Source organism: Flavobacterium piscisymbiosum (genome assembly GCF_020905295.1).
GTDB lineage: Bacteria > Bacteroidota > Bacteroidia > Flavobacteriales > Flavobacteriaceae > Flavobacterium > Flavobacterium piscisymbiosum.
In genome coordinates this window covers 814,461-830,124 of record NZ_JAJJMM010000001.1, presented here as the reverse complement: position 1 = coordinate 830,124, position 15,664 = coordinate 814,461, and the positions used below count along the sequence as shown (strand labels likewise).

Below are 15,664 nucleotides of genomic sequence, written 5' to 3'. Positions count from 1 at the left end.
TAGAAATGATTATTGATATTTCAAATATTTACGCACTTTTTCATACGGAAACAAAAGTTCTTTTGGTCCATCTGCATACGAAGCGGCTTCATAGGAGTTATAATATAAAAGCAACCCACCATTAGTATAAAAGATATTTTGCGGCAACTGAAATTTGTCATTTTCGAACATTAAACCTGTTGCGTTAATGTTTGCTTTTGCAGGAATTTTATATTTAGCCCTAAATTCTTTTTCGGCGAAAGCCTTAAACTCTTTTTCGTTTTTGAATATTTCATCGGTAAAAATGGTTTTTCCAGTTTTAGGATGAAATAATAACGATCGAAAACCCTGATAACCGTGAGCTCCGCCGGTAAAAGTATAGTGATCGATTTTGATATTAATAATCTGATCAGACTCAAACTCAACATTACCTTTTATTTTTCCTTCCCAGCCAAAAGTTTCGGTGGGGAATTTTTTATGCATTTCTTCATACGAAGTAATAAAAGAGGCGGCCAAAGATTTGTAATCATTCGCTTTTGAAGGATCTTCCTCAAAATAAACAATCTCTTTTACGACCAAAAAAACTTTTTTGTTAATGCTGTCCACGACAATAGGGATGTTTTTAGCAATAGGCACGTCAATCGTAATTTTTGGACAATCTTTTTTGCAGGGAATAGTAGATTCTTTTTCAAATGTCTCATTTTCAAATGAAAGCTCTTTGTTGCAACTTGCAAGTGTCAGGAACAAAAAGGCTAAAAAAGTGTAATGTTTCATGTCAAAAAGTGTTAATTATATACAAAGGTAAGAAGTTGTGTCAGGATTAAAATAAATTTAACGGTAAATTTGTACCACGTTTAAGCATCTAAAATTTGTAACTATATGAAATTCAATACAAAAGTAATACATGGTGGTCAGCATCATGATCCAAGTACAGGAGCTGTTATGCCTCCGGTGTATCAAACTTCAACTTTTATACAAACTAGCCCGGGAAAACCTTTGGCGGATTATGAATATAGCAGGGCGTCGAACCCAACACGTACCGCTTTAGAGAATGCTTTGGCAAGTATTGAAAATGGTGCTCGCGGATTGGCATTTTCATCTGGTTTGGCTGCAACAGATTGTGTTTTAAGATCGTTTAAAGCGGGTGATGAAATCATTGCAATGGATGATTTATACGGAGGAACGTATAGAATGTTCTCTCGAATTTATAAAGATTCAGGAATTAAATTTCACTTTGTTGATATGACAGATATCGAGAAATTGAAATCATTAATCAACGAAAATACCAAACTGATTTGGGTTGAAACACCAACAAATCCGTTAATGAAATTGGCTGACATTGCTGAAGTTGCCAAAATCACCAAAGCCAATAATATTTTATTTGCTGTTGATAATACTTTTGCAACACCATATTTGCAAAAGCCTCTTGATTTAGGAGCTGATATTGTAATGCATTCGGCTACAAAATATTTAGGCGGACACTCTGATGTTATTGCCGGAGCTTTGATTGTAAAAGACGAAGCTTTAGGAGAACAATTGCATTTTCAGCAATTTGCAACCGGAGCAACTCTTGGACCAATGGATAGTTTTTTGGTTTTAAGAGGAATCAAAACACTTTCGTTACGCGTGCAAAGGCATTGCGAAAACGGAGAAAAAGTGGTAGAGTATTTAAGCAATCATCCTAAAATAAATACTGTTTATTATCCGGGATTAAAAAGTCACCCATTTCATGAAATTGCAAAAAAGCAAATGAAAGCTTTTGGCGGAATGGTTTCGTTTACTTTTAAATCAGGTAAAAAAGAAGATTCTATTGCGTTTTTAGAGAAACTTAAAGTTTTTACTCTGGCAGAATCTTTAGGCGGAGTAGAATCATTGGCCAATCATCCGGCTTTGATGACGCACGCTTCGATTCCGGCAGATAAAAGAGCCGAAGTTGGTATTACCGATAATTTGGTTCGATTGAGTGTGGGTATTGAAGATGCCGAAGATTTAATCGCAGATATTGAGCAAGCTTTGGCATAACAGAATAAAATTCTAAAATAAAAAATCCCAAATTCCAATTGTAATAATCTTGGAATTTGGGATTTTTTTTATGTTGGGATTTCTTTAAAATTCTAGATAGTAAATATATCCTGCGTTGAACCAAACTTGTGAATCGTTTGATTTGTTTTCTTTATAAATATCTTTATTTGGATTTAAACCATCAACCCAATCAGAAGCGTAACCCTGATAACGAATTTCAAACATTAAATCGCTCATTGTGGTTAGTTTGTAGTGTACACCAGCACCTGCTGTTCCTGATACAACTAAACCATTTTCGTTAGAAAAACCAAACTGACGTCCGTCAGAAGGTGTTAGGTATTTTGGATAGGTGGTTAATGGAAGTCCTAATGTGCCAAGTCTTGACTCAACTTTGGTTCTGTAATAACTCACCTGGAAACCTAAACTTATATACGGGCTAAAACTACCAATTGTATTTTCGAAATCATGAATTTTCATAAAAGGAGAAAATTCTAATTGAGCTCCAAGATTTACTAAAGTCGAGGTGCCATGCATTCCTCTAAGATGTTGTACAAGATTTTTCTTTTTTTCGATATCAACCCATTCGCCAAAATGTTCCAGCTTGGTTTGATTAAAAGAAAGTTCAGATCTTACTTTAAAATGTTCTGTAAAAAAACTCTCCCTATTGTTATTGGCAGAAAAGTTTATAAAGTGAACAATTCCTATCCCGAATCCTGTGTTTCCAACATTAGTGTCAAAGTTATTTCTTTGGCCAAAATCAGATTGAAACGTAGAAGGTCCGAATATTATTCCTACTTCTTGGGCGAGACTAGATTGTGCATTTGCTATTGATGGTATTCCGAAAAAGGCGAATAGCGTGATTATTATAGGTTTGAGCATGTTTTTGGGCTTTCAAATCTTGGCAAATATATAAAAAACCCTGTCGAATCAAAATATAAAATACCTGTATTAAAAATTTAGTAACAAAACACTTAAATGTCTAACTTTAAGTGCTGTAATTTCATGCAAAATCAACAGTGTAAAATCGTATTTTTAGTATTGTTTAGAAATAACACAATTTTGCTCCAAAAACGAAAAATATTAACAAACCATGATCGTTTTGCATTATCTTTGCGCGTCATTACGAAAACGTTTTCTTAAAGCATGTTTTTTTAATTGAATTGACTTAAAATTTATAAACTATTTATTGAATAATTTATTTAAAAATGGAACAAAAAATAAATGAATTTATGGCTCTTGTTGAGTCTAAAAATCCAAACGAGCCAGAATTTCTTCAAGCCGTTAGAGAATTTGCAGAAACGGTAATTCCGTTTATAGCAGAGCGAAAAAAATATGATGGAAAAAATTTACTTCTAAGAATTGCTGAACCGGAAAGATCTATAATTTTTAGAGTTCCCTGGGTTGACGATAAAGGAGAAATAATTGTAAACAGAGGATTCAGAATTCAGATGAACTCTGCAATTGGACCTTACAAAGGCGGAATCAGATTTCACCATACAGTAAATTTATCTGTTTTAAAATTCCTTGCTTTCGAACAAGTTTTTAAAAACAGTTTGACAACATTACCAATGGGTGGTGGAAAAGGAGGATCTGATTTTGATCCTGAAGGAAAATCTGATGGCGAAATTATGCGTTTCTGTCAATCATTTATGACTGAATTATGTCGTCATATTGGTCCGGATCTTGACGTTCCAGCAGGAGATATTGGTGTTGGAGCAAGAGAAATTGGTTACTTATTTGGCCAGTACAAAAGAATCAGAAATGAGTTTACCGGAGTTCTTACAGGAAAAGGACTTGCTTACGGTGGTTCATTGATACGTCCTGAAGCTACAGGATACGGAGTTGTTTATTTTACAGATCAAATGCTTCGTACTATTGGTCATGAAATAAAAGGTAAAAGAGTTGCTATTTCAGGATTTGGAAACGTAGCCTGGGGTGTGGCACTAAAAATAAATGAATTAGGCGGGAAAGTAGTTACGATTTCTGGTCCTGATGGATATATTTATGATGAAGAAGGAATCTCTGGAGAAAAAATCGAGCATATGGTCGAAATGAGAGCAACAGGAGATAACAGAGCTGAACTTTATACAAAGAAATATCCAAATGCTGTTTTTCATAAAGGAAAAAGCCCTTGGGAAGTAAAAGTTGATATTGCTATTCCGTGTGCTACTCAAAATGAATTAACAGGAGAAGATGCTAAAAAACTAATTGATAATGGTGTTTTATGTGTAACCGAAGCTGCAAATATGCCTTCTACATTAGATGCTATCAAATTATTTTTAGATAATAAAGTACTTTTTGCTCCTGGTAAAGCTGCAAATGCCGGAGGAGTTGCTGCATCTGGATTAGAGATGACGCAAAACTCAATTCGTTTGAACTGGACAAGTGAAGAAGTGGATTTGAGATTAAAAGATATCATGGTTGGAATTCACAACCAATGTAAAAAATACGGTATGGGAGAAGATGGTTATGTAAACTACGTAAAAGGAGCTAACATTGCCGGATTTGTTAAAGTAGCCGATGCTATGCTTGCTCAGGGTGTAGTGTAAGTTTTAATTACAATGCTAAGATGCCTTCATTTGTCTTTTTAAAAGATGATTGAAGGTATTTTTTTTTATTTTCTGCCAAGAATTCGCAAAGTGTTTTGGTTTTAAATCACCTTTTAGGATAGATTTTTTTCATATTTAAAGCTTGAATTTTCTTAATCTCTTAATGGTTCAAAAAAGAGCTTTATTTAAAGCAGAACAAAATTCAAATACTTTCGTTTGTAGTATATTTGTCTATCCGAATATCTGAAGTAATGAAGAGAAGTTTTCTGTATGTTTTGTTTTTACTGTTGTTTCAATTTAGTTTCGCGCAGAATAAATTGTCATGGCAGAGTTATTTTTCATTTAATGAAATAAAAGATATTTCAGAAGCTCCAACAACAGTTTTTGCAGCTTCAGAAAATGCATTGTTTTCTAAAAACACGGCAACCAACATAATCAAAACAACAACTACTGTTGATGGACTTTCGGGTCAGACGATTTCGGCTTTATACCATAGCGAAGGATTCAACAAAACGATAATTGGTTACGAAAATGGTTTGATGATCGTAATCAATGAAAAAGATGGAAGCATCTTAAAAGTTGTCGATATTATCAACAAACAATTGCCGGCAAACCTTAAGAAAATCAATCATTTTATGGAACATAACGGTTTAGTTTATGTTTCTTGTGATTTTGGAATCGTGCAGTTCAATTTAACAACTTCCCAATTTGGAGATACTTATTTTATTGGTGATAACGGAGCAGAAATCAATATAAGACAAACCGCTTATTTCGATGGATTTATTTATGCAGCGACTTCAAACGGAATCAGAAAAGCCAATAGTACCAATGCCAATCTAATTGATTATAATCAATGGATTTTGGTAAATTCAGGAGATTGGTCGAGTATAGAAACTTTAGATACAACACTTATCGCGATCAATTCAGGCGGATATATTCATCGTTATAATTCAAATACATTTGTTGGGTTTTTGCAGCTTCCGCAACCTGCGACAGATATGCGTGCTGTAAATCATAAATTGTTTGTTACAACACCCAATACGGTTTTTGTTTATTCAAATCAAATGGTTTTAAACCGCCAAATTGCAAATACTCAGGTTTTAGACAATACATTAAGTTTTACTTGTGCCACTGCTATTGGAGAATCGTTGTACATTGGAACAAAAGAAAAAGGATTGTTTGCATCAACACTCTCAAATGTTTCAGCTTTCGAGAACAATACGCCGCCGGGACCAACAAAAAACAATATTTTTTCGCTAGATGTAGCGCCAAATGTGCTTTGGACGGTTTATGGAGATTACACTTCGTCTTATAATCCTTATCCGCTAGATAGTTATGGTATAAGTAAATATGATACTTCCGGATGGCTAAATTTGCCGTATGAAGATGTTCTTGGAGCAAAATCTATGACTCGTATTATCGTAAATCCCAACAATGAAAAACAAGTTTATGCAAGCTCATTTTTTTCGGGTTTATTAAAGATCGAACAGGATGTGCCTACGTTTTTATATAACGAAAAAAACAGCGGTTTAGAAAGTATTACAACCGAAGGTCCCAATTATATAGATGTTCGTATCAACGGAACCGCTTTTGATAAATCAGGAAATCTCTGGATTACCAATAGCAGGATCAAAAATGGTTTAAAGGTTTTAAAAACAAACGGACAATGGCAAAGTTATTCAACCGCGACAATTCTTGATAATGCCGAACTTGCCAGTTATGCCAATATTGTTATTGATAAAAATAATACAAAATGGATATCGACCAATAGAGAAGGAGTGATTGGTTTTAACGAAAGTACAAATACATTCAAAAAAATAACTTTTGGTGCAGATGTCGGAAATTTACCAACTGCAGATGTTCGATCTGTTGCTGTCGATACTAAAGGGCAGTTATGGATTGGGACTATAAAAGGATTAAGAGTTTTGTCTAACGTTGGGAGTTTTCAGACAGAGAGTCAGCTTAAGGCAAATCCTATTATTATAATGGATGATAATCTGGCGCAGGAATTGTTATACGAGCAATTTATAAATGTAATTGCGGTAGACGGAGCCAATAACAAATGGATTGGTACCGGAGATTCCGGCGTTTTTATGGTATCGCCAAACGGTCAGGAAACCAAATATCATTTTACAATAAATAATTCGCCGTTACCAAGTAATGTTATTAATGATATTAAAATTAATAGTGCAACAGGCGAGGTATTTATTGCTACAGATAAAGGTATGGTTTCCTTTAAAGGAATCGCAACAGAGGCCAACGAGGATTTAAATAATGCTTATGTTTATCCTAATCCCGTTCGTCCCAATTATTCAGGAACAGTAAAAGTTGCCGGATTAATCGATAAGGCTAATATTAAAATTACCGATATCGAAGGCAATTTAGTATACGAAACCACTTCGACAGGCGGAACAATAGAATGGGATACAACAGCTTTCGGGCGATATAAAGTAGCCTCGGGAGTTTATATGATTTTTATCTCAGCGCAGGATGGTGGTGAAACGAAAGTTAAGAAAGTTATGATTATTCGTTAGTTTTCAGTCGCAGTCTCAGTCTCAGTCTCAGTCTCAGTCTCAGTCTCAGTCTCAGTCTCAGTCTCAGTCTCAGTCTCAGTCGCAGTCGCAGTCGCAGTCGCAGTCGCAGTCGCAGTCGCAGTCGCAGTCGCAGTCGCAGTTTTCTAAAAAAAATAAAAATTGATTAATCAATTTTTATTTTTTTTAGAAAATCTAAAATCTAAAATCTAAAATCTAAAATCTAAAATCTAAAATCTAAAATCTAAAATCTAAAATCTAAATTTGTTAGTCAAAACCAAAGCAATAGTAATCTCTTCGCTAAAATTTCAGGAAAAAAGTTTGATTGTAAAATGTTTTACGCTTTCAAACGGTCTGAAGTCTTATTTTGTGCGCGATGCTTTTTCGAGCCGAAAAGCCAGTCAGAAAATTGCTTACTTTCAGCCTTTGTCGATTCTCGAAATCGAAGCCGTGCATAAAAACAAAGGCACGTTAGAAAACTTCAAAGAAATAAAAACCGCAGTTCCTTTTCAAAGTATTCATACAGATATTATAAAAAGCACCATGGTCATGTTTTTGTCTGAGATGCTTCATTATTCTATTCAGGAAGAAGAAAAAAACGAATCGCTTTTTGTTTTTCTGGAAACGGCTTTAACCTGGCTGGATCATCATGACGAAATTTCTAATTTCCATTTGATTTTACTTTTAGAAATCACCAAATATTTGGGTTTTTATCCGGATGTCTCAGATGTTGATTTGCCTTACTTCGAAATAAACGATGGTGTTTTTACCCTTTTTCATGGTTTGACTGCCCTTACAGAACATGAAACCAACCTCTTTAAAAAATTAATTGATTTGAAATTTGACAATACCGAAAAAGTTTTTCATGTCATCGAAAGACAGATTTTATTGAAGATTCTGATCGATTATTATAGCTTTCATTTAGACGGTTTTAAGAAGCCGAAATCACTTGATATTCTGAAAGAAATTTTTTCTTAAAGTGAATGCTATTTTTATATATTTGCGCAGTGAATTTTTATTAAAATTTTCTTAATTATTATTTTAATAAGTGAATTCATTACTAAAAACCCCAGCCTAATTATTAAATTTTTTAAAGAAAAAAAATTACTATGAAGAAAATTGCTTTTTCGATTATTTTGGTTTTCTTAGTTGCTTTTTCGGCGACTGCTCAAAGAAAATACGACGAAATAATCACTACAGAGAACAGTGTCAAAGACATGGTTCAAAACGAAATAACAGGAATTGTTGTTTTTAAAGAAGGTGGAACTGTAAAAGGTTTAGATCCTGAAACGAAAAAAATTGTTTGGACATTAACAAAAGAGGATTTTGGAGCAACTTCAGCGGGTGATATCCTGACTGATCCTGATTTTGGAAAAGTTTTTAAAGAAAAAAGTGATTTATCAAGTGTTCCCGGAAGTCCTTATGTAGAGGCTTACATCAATAGTAAATATATTATCATTAATACAGATGGTGGTAAAGTGGTTTACAATTCGTCTAAAGAATCTTTCTGGGTAATGCAGTCAGATTTTATTCCTGAAACAGATGAGTATTTGCTTACTTTGAAAAAAGACGGAGATATGGCAATTGCTTTATTAGATATGAAAACAGGAGAATTAAAATGGAATACTACTGTAGATAAAGCAAAATCATTATTTAGCTTCTCATTAAAAGAGTCTTCAAATACCAATAAAGCGACAGTACACGGATCAGTAATTTATTATTTATTGTACGGAAAACTATATTCGTTTGACAGAAATTCAGGAAAATTAAACTGGAAAGCCGAAGAGGATTATTCAAGATTCTTTTTGACTCAAAATGATAAAAATATTGTAGTTGTAAACAGTAAAGGTTTATTTGCAGCCAAAGAATATTTGAATGTTTTGAACACAGAAAACGGGAAAAGTATCTGGAAAGAATCTATTAAAACAAAACGTGTTGTTTATTTAGAAGACTGGGGTACAAAATTATTAATTGCTCATTATAGTGGTTTTAACTTTTTTGACCTTAATACAGGAGAAAAAGTTTGGAAAAAAGATGCTCGTGGAGATGGTTTGAAAAGAGTAATCCCGATCGATCAGGATTTCTTATATGTTGCAGAAAATGAAATGATGCTGATCAACAAAGACGGAGAAAAACTTTGGAAAAAATTCATTGAAATTTCAGACGACAAAGAAGATCCAATTTATTACTTAGGAAAAGTAGGTGAAAAAGTAATGTACCTTACAGGAACTTACGGAAACATGGTAGATTATAAAACAGGAGTTAAACTTTGGAAACGTAATATTAAGTTTGAAAAAGATCGTCCGGTTTTACCAACTTACGACGAAGCTACAAACTCTTACTTAGTATATAATGACGAGAAATTGTACAAATTTGATCCAAGCATTAGCGATAAGCCAGAACCATTTGCTAAAGTAAATATAAAAAAAGAGAAAGAATTAAATAGTATTGAATTATTTCCTTGGGGAGTTGTGCTTTCGGGACCGCTTGAAGTAATGGGAGTTAATATGGATGGAACTATAAAATACCACCTTACTTATACACAACCAGGTGAAGGAACAAGACGTTTACTTAAAAGCGCTGCAATTGCCGGAAGTATTGGTTTAGGTGTTGGTTATGGAGTAAGTTCAGTTAAAGGTGCTGATATAACTATGACATATCGCGATTCTGAAGGTAACATGAGAACCGCAGTTGCAAAAGGAGATCAGACAAATAAGGATCAGGCAAAAGCTTATGCAGCCGGGTCAGCAGCTCTTGGTATAGTAGCAGCTAAATTTAATTCTCGTTTTAATGCAATGAAACAAAACAGAGACTTCTCTTATATTTTTGCAAAAGCAGATTCTGGAGAAAAAATTCTTGTAAAAGTGAGTAAAGTTGATGGAGTTGAGGTTGATAAAATTATTTTCAATAACAATAAACCAGTTTATGAAGTAGATCCTGCGACACAAAACATTTTTTATGTGTCTGATAAATCTATTCAAATTTTCAATAAAAAGTAAACTAAATAAAAACCTAAGGCCATCAGAATTTATTTCTGGTGGCTTTTTTTTTGCCTATGAAAAAAACATTACTCTTAATTGCTTTGCTTGTAATTGGTTCAATTCAGGCACAAGAAAAAATAAGTTCGAAGAAAAAGAAATTTTATATACCTGTAATTGGTTATCCTGAATTTCCTGTTCTTGATAATGTATTAACGCAAACCACTTTTTATCAAATGGATAAACAGTTAATACAAGAAGAAGAGATATTGAAAAAACATTATTTTGATATAGAGGGGTTTATAAAAGACCCTGCGAACGGAAAACTGAAAATTTATTTAACGATTGCGCTACCTGTATATAATGAAACGAAAATTGATAGTGTCTTTGATAAAAAGAAGAATTGCTGGAAATTTCAGGTTAATTCTTGTTATAGTGTAATGGTAAAAGTTGAAGCAAAGTGTGCTGATAAAATCTTGTTGTCCCGGGATTTTAATAGTATCGAATCATTTTTGGTTGAAAGCAGTTATCAAAAAGGTGATTTGAAAGCTTCTGTAGAGAAACATAATAAATGGATTGAAGAAAGAGATAAAAATGGACTTTATACAGCAGAAGAGTTAGGACTGGATAAAATTGTATATGCCTGCGTCAAGCCAATTAAGAATTATCTGAATTATAAATTAAGATATACAAAAGACGAGTCTAAAGTAAAGTTTGAATTTGTAACTTCAAAAGAACATTCAGAGTATAAGCAAATGCTGGATTTTGAAAATGAAATTACTGCTCAAATGGAGAGAATAACCTTCGAAAAGGGGTTGGATGAAAAATTACTGGCGCCCCATTTGCGATATTTAGAAAGTCTTTTAGTAAAATACCCTCCTTCACCTGTAAATGAAAATATCCGGTTTATTGTAACAAATAATTTAGCCGAAACTTATTTTTTGCTTGAGAATAAAGAAAAAGCATTGCTTTATGCTAATTTATTGATCGAAAATGACAAGCAAGATTCAAGAGGGGCATCAATTATTAAAAAAATTAATAATACAATTTTTGCAGATAAAAGATTAAGAGGTCATACAACTCGTTTTGTAGATCTTGAAAAGTTAGGACTTAAAATTGCCGAAGAAAAGGAAGAGAAAAGATTGGCTTTTTTTGAAAAAATAGAACAACAGGACGCTGAGTGGGAAATGGAGAAATCGAATCGTGAAGCACATTTAGAAAAATCAAAAATGCAACGATTCAATATGCTTGATTCAATACCTTATCAGCTTAATGCAAATTTGCTTGCTAAAGTAATAGATAATTTAGGAGGCAGTCAGGCTTTGAAGAAAGTAGAAAAAACACATTTGTTCTCTAAACTTTCTATAGAAGGAAATAAAATACCTCAAACGGAAGAAAAATGGGCAACAAACACCAATTATCTTCTTAGAAAGAAAATGCCGGAAAGCTATTATGAAGTCGTGAATGGTGCAGAAGCCTGGAGTCATGACGATCGAGAAAGCGGTGTAAATGCTAAATGGGCAAAACTCACTTCGTACGATTATGGCAATTTGTCTAAAAATGTCGACTTAATCAATTTTCTAACCGATTTAAGACTTGATTTATGGAATAATTTTGAGCTTTTACCAGATGAAATGTACGAAGGCAGATTGTGTTATCATTTAAATTATTTTGAAAAAACATTAAGTTCAGGTAACAGAACAATTCCTAAAACAGATTATCATGTTTTTATCGATAAAGAAAATTTCAATATAGTTTCTACGGAGAAAACAGAATTTGATAACGGGAATAAAAGCTTTTTCGAAAGAAAACTTTTTGGAGATTATCGACCTGTTGCGACATTAAATTCCGGAAAAATTCCGCATAAGATTAATTATGAAATAGAAGATTTTAACGGAGAAACCCATTATCAGGAAATCCGTGAAAAAGTAGAAATAAATCCTGTATTTGGTAATAGAATTTTTATGAAAGAAGTTTATTTCGGAGGATTTAAATAGTCTTTTACATTAAAAAAAAGAATAATAAGAATTGATTGGTTTTTGGTTTAATGGCTCAATTTTTTGAGTTTAGTACCGGAAACTAATCAATTCTTTTGTTTTTGTACTCATTATCTCAACAAAAGTTTGTGAAATTTCAAGAAAGTGGCGGTCAATAATCCAAAATTCCTTACTTTCGCACCTCGTTTAAGAAAAGGATAAAATGAGCACAAAATTTACTGAATACAAAGGACTTGACTTGCCAACAGTAGCGTCAGAAGTACTTGATTTTTGGAAGAAAGAAAATATATTTGAAAAGAGCGTAACAACTCGCGAAGGTGCTGAGCCTTACGTATTTTTTGAAGGTCCGCCTTCAGCAAATGGTTTACCGGGAATTCACCACGTGATGGCACGTGCGATTAAAGATATTTTTTGCAGATATAAAACTCAAAAAGGTTTTCAGGTAAAAAGAAAAGCCGGATGGGATACACACGGATTACCTGTAGAATTAGGTACCGAAAAAGAACTTGGAATTACAAAAGAAGATATTGGTAAAACAATTTCTATCGAAGAATATAACGAAGCGTGTAAAAAAACCGTAATGCGTTATACTGACGTGTGGAATGATTTGACCGAAAAAATGGGATATTGGGTAGATATGGAAGATCCGTATGTTACTTATAAACCAAAATATATGGAGTCTGTTTGGTGGCTTTTGAAACAAATCTACGATAAAGGTTTGTTGTACAAAGGATATACGATTCAGCCTTATTCTCCAAAAGCAGGAACAGGATTGTCTTCTCACGAAGTAAATCAGCCGGGAGCTTACAGAGATGTTACAGATACTACGATTGTTGCGCAATTTAAAACATTGCCGGAAACTCTTCCAGGTTTTTTACAAGGTTTTGGAGATATTCATATTTTGGCCTGGACGACAACTCCCTGGACATTGCCATCGAATACTGCTTTGACAGTTGGTCCAAAAATCGATTACGTTTTAGTAAAAACTTTCAATCAATATACTTTTGATCCAATCAATGTTGTTTTGGCTAAAAATTTAGTTGGAAAACAATTCGGGAAAGGATTTTTCTTAAGTGAAGACGATGCTGACTTTGACAATGTAAAAGAAGGTGATAAAAAACTTCCGTACAAAATTTTAGCGGAAGCAAAAGGAATAGATTTAGTTGAAATTCGTTACGAGCAATTGTTGCCATACGTATTACCTTATCAAAATGCCGAAAATGCATTTAGAGTAATTGCTGGAGATTTCGTAACAACAGAAGACGGAACCGGAATTGTACATACTGCTCCAACTTTTGGTGCTGATGATGCTAAAGTAGCAAAAGAAGCGAAGCCGGAAGTGCCGCCAATGTTAGTTCTTGACGAAACCGGAACAGCAGTGCCGCTGGTAGATTTACAAGGAAAATTTACTTCGCATTTAGGGGAATTGGCTGGTAAATACGTGAAAAACGAATATTATGATGCAGGACAAGCGCCAGAGCGTTCTGTTGATGTTGAAATTGCTATTCGATTAAAAGAAGAAAATAAAGCCTTTAAGGTTGAAAAATACGTGCACAGTTATCCACACAGCTGGAGAACTGATGAGCCGTTATTATATTATCCACTAGACTCCTGGTTCATTAAAGTAACCGATGTAAAAGATAGAATGTTCGACCTGAACGAAACTATCAATTGGAAGCCTAAGTCTACTGGTGAAGGACGTTTTGGAAATTGGCTTAAAAATGCCAACGACTGGAACTTATCTCGTTCTAGATATTGGGGTATTCCGTTGCCAATTTGGAGAACTGAAGACAAAAAAGAAGAAGTTCTTATTGGTTCTGTTGAAGAATTATACAACGCGATCGAAAAATCTATCGAAGCTGGTTTTCAAAAAGAAAATCCGTTTAAAGGTTTTGAAATCGGAAATATGGCTGAGTCTAACTATGATTTAATCGATTTGCATAAAAATGTAGTTGATCAAATTACTTTAGTTTCGGCTTCAGGACAGCCAATGAAACGCGAAAGCGATTTAATTGATGTTTGGTTCGATTCAGGAGCTATGCCTTATGCGCAATGGCATTATCCTTTTGAGAACAAAGATAAAATTGATGAGAATAAAGATTTTCCTGCGAACTTTATTGCCGAAGGTGTCGATCAGACACGTGGATGGTTTTATACCCTGCACGCGATCGGAACTTTGGTTTTTGATAAAATCGCCTATAAAAATGTAGTTTCGAATGGTTTGGTTTTAGACAAGGACGGAATAAAAATGTCTAAGAGTAAAGGGAATACTATAGATCCTTTTAAAACTATCGAAGAATATGGTCCTGATGCTACACGTTGGTACATGATCATGAATGCGAATCCTTGGGACAACTTAAAATTTGATCTTGAAGGAATTGCTGAGGTTCGCCGTAAATTCTTCGGGACATTATACAATACCTATTCATTCTTCTCATTATATGCGAATATCGATGGATTTAAATATGAAGAAGCTGAAATTCCGTTAAACGAAAGACCTGAAATCGATCAATGGATCATGTCTGAATTGCATTCTTTAATAAAATTTGTTGATGAATGTTACGAAGATTATGAGCCTACAAAAGCAGCAAGAGCCATTTCTGATTTCGTTCAGGAAAACCTAAGTAACTGGTACGTTCGTTTATGTCGTCGTCGTTTCTGGAAAGGAGAATATGCACACGATAAAATCGCGGCTTATCAAACGCTTTATACTTGTCTGTTAACGATCAGTAAATTAAGCGCTCCAATTGCTCCATTTTTTATGGATAAATTGTACAGAGATTTGACAAGTTCGACAGAATCTGAGCAATACAGCAGTGTTCACTTGGCTCAGTTCCCGAAATTTGTCGAAAACTTTGTTAATAAAACGTTAGAAAGCAAAATGCAGAAGGCGCAGACCATCTCGTCTTTGGTTTTATCGCTTCGTAAAAAGGAAATGATAAAAGTGCGTCAACCTTTGCAAAAGGTAATGATTCCGGTACTTGACGAAAATCAGAGAGCCGAAATTTTAGCTATTTCCGAGCTTGTAAAAGCAGAAGTAAACGTTAAGGAAATCATACTTTTAGAGGACGATTCAGATATTCTGGTAAAACAAATTAAGCCTAATTTTAAAGCCTTAGGTCCACGTTTTGGTAAAGATATGGGTTTGATTTCCAAAGAGATACAATCTTTTTCGGCAGATCAGATCAATCAGTTAGACAAGCAAGGCACGTTAGATATTGTTATTGCTGGAAATAATGTAACTTTATCACTAGAAGACGTCGAAATAACATCGCAGGATATCGAAGGTTGGCTGGTTGCAAATTCAAACGGGATAACAGTTGCGCTTGATATTACAATCTCTGAAGAATTGAAAAACGAAGGTATTGCGAGAGAATTAGTAAACAGAATTCAAAACATCCGTAAAGATTCAGGATTTGAAGTTACTGATAAGATTAAAGTTCAAATAAAACGAAACGGTATTTTAGAAGAAGCAATTCTAAAAAATATAGACTATATTAAGTCTGAGACATTAACAGATGAATTGGTTTTTGTGGATAGTTTAGAAAACGGCACAGAAATTGAATTTGATGATATAAAAACAATGATATTAATTTCAAAATAAATAT

General features: G+C 33.9%; 9 protein-coding genes. 7 read left to right on the top strand and 2 right to left on the bottom strand.

What is annotated here, in order from left to right; translation table 11 throughout:
- Positions 1 to 9 precede the first annotated feature (9 nt).
- Positions 10 to 753 (bottom strand): DUF3298 and DUF4163 domain-containing protein, encoded by a 744-nt coding sequence (locus tag LNP81_RS03905; protein ID WP_230033602.1) that lies wholly within the window; start codon positions 751 to 753, stop codon positions 10 to 12.
- A 105-nt stretch (positions 754 to 858) separates the two neighbouring features.
- Between LNP81_RS03905 and LNP81_RS03900 the strand changes: the two genes are divergently transcribed.
- Positions 859 to 2,001: a cystathionine gamma-synthase gene (locus tag LNP81_RS03900; RefSeq protein WP_230033601.1), complete on the top strand. Its 1,143-nt coding sequence runs from the start codon at positions 859 to 861 to the stop codon at positions 1,999 to 2,001.
- An 84-nt stretch (positions 2,002 to 2,085) separates the two neighbouring features.
- Here LNP81_RS03900 and LNP81_RS03895 read toward each other — a convergent pair whose 3' ends face one another.
- A complete protein-coding gene (locus LNP81_RS03895) occupies positions 2,086 to 2,880 on the bottom strand; it encodes a THC0290_0291 family protein (RefSeq protein WP_230033600.1) in 795 nt (264 codons plus the stop codon).
- Between the two features lie 326 nt (positions 2,881 to 3,206).
- Here LNP81_RS03895 and gdhA point away from each other — a divergent pair, with 326 nt between their 5' ends.
- The 6 genes from gdhA (at position 3,207) to ileS (ending at position 15,660) form a co-directional block, all read left to right on the top strand.
- Positions 3,207 to 4,550, top strand: a complete 1,344-nt coding sequence (gene gdhA / locus LNP81_RS03890; protein WP_194617340.1) for an NADP-specific glutamate dehydrogenase — start codon at positions 3,207 to 3,209, stop codon at positions 4,548 to 4,550.
- Between the two features lie 251 nt (positions 4,551 to 4,801).
- Positions 4,802 to 7,084, top strand: a complete 2,283-nt coding sequence (porZ, locus tag LNP81_RS03885) for a type IX secretion system anionic LPS delivery protein PorZ (protein WP_230033599.1) — start codon at positions 4,802 to 4,804, stop codon at positions 7,082 to 7,084.
- 261 nt (positions 7,085 to 7,345) lie between these two features.
- Positions 7,346 to 8,059, top strand: a complete 714-nt coding sequence (recO, locus tag LNP81_RS03880; protein WP_230033597.1) for a DNA repair protein RecO — start codon at positions 7,346 to 7,348, stop codon at positions 8,057 to 8,059.
- Between the two features lie 131 nt (positions 8,060 to 8,190).
- A complete protein-coding gene (locus LNP81_RS03875) occupies positions 8,191 to 10,080 on the top strand; it encodes an outer membrane protein assembly factor BamB family protein (RefSeq protein WP_230033595.1) in 1,890 nt (629 codons plus the stop codon).
- A gap of 56 nt (positions 10,081 to 10,136) precedes the next feature.
- Entirely contained in the window at positions 10,137 to 12,056 is a 1,920-nt protein-coding gene (locus tag LNP81_RS03870) for a hypothetical protein (RefSeq protein WP_230033593.1), read from the top strand.
- A 202-nt stretch (positions 12,057 to 12,258) separates the two neighbouring features.
- The gene (ileS, locus tag LNP81_RS03865; RefSeq protein ID WP_230033591.1) at positions 12,259 to 15,660 is read left to right on the top strand and encodes an isoleucine--tRNA ligase; all 3,402 of its coding nucleotides are present in this window, start codon (positions 12,259 to 12,261) and stop codon (positions 15,658 to 15,660) included.
- Positions 15,661 to 15,664 lie beyond the last annotated feature (4 nt).

Excerpts from the sequence above, each read along its gene's own strand:
- LNP81_RS03905 (WP_230033602.1), bottom strand. The coding sequence starts at position 753 with ATGAAACATTACACTTTTTTAGCCTTTTTGTTCCTGACACTTGCAAGT.
- LNP81_RS03900 (WP_230033601.1), top strand. The coding sequence starts at position 859 with ATGAAATTCAATACAAAAGTAATACATGGTGGTCAGCATCATGATCCA.
- LNP81_RS03895 (WP_230033600.1), bottom strand. The coding sequence starts at position 2,880 with ATGCTCAAACCTATAATAATCACGCTATTCGCCTTTTTCGGAATACCA.
- gdhA (WP_194617340.1), top strand. The coding sequence starts at position 3,207 with ATGGAACAAAAAATAAATGAATTTATGGCTCTTGTTGAGTCTAAAAAT.
- porZ (WP_230033599.1), top strand. The coding sequence starts at position 4,802 with ATGAAGAGAAGTTTTCTGTATGTTTTGTTTTTACTGTTGTTTCAATTT.
- LNP81_RS03875 (WP_230033595.1), top strand. The coding sequence starts at position 8,191 with ATGAAGAAAATTGCTTTTTCGATTATTTTGGTTTTCTTAGTTGCTTTT.
- LNP81_RS03870 (WP_230033593.1), top strand. The coding sequence starts at position 10,137 with ATGAAAAAAACATTACTCTTAATTGCTTTGCTTGTAATTGGTTCAATT.
- ileS (WP_230033591.1), top strand. The coding sequence starts at position 12,259 with ATGAGCACAAAATTTACTGAATACAAAGGACTTGACTTGCCAACAGTA.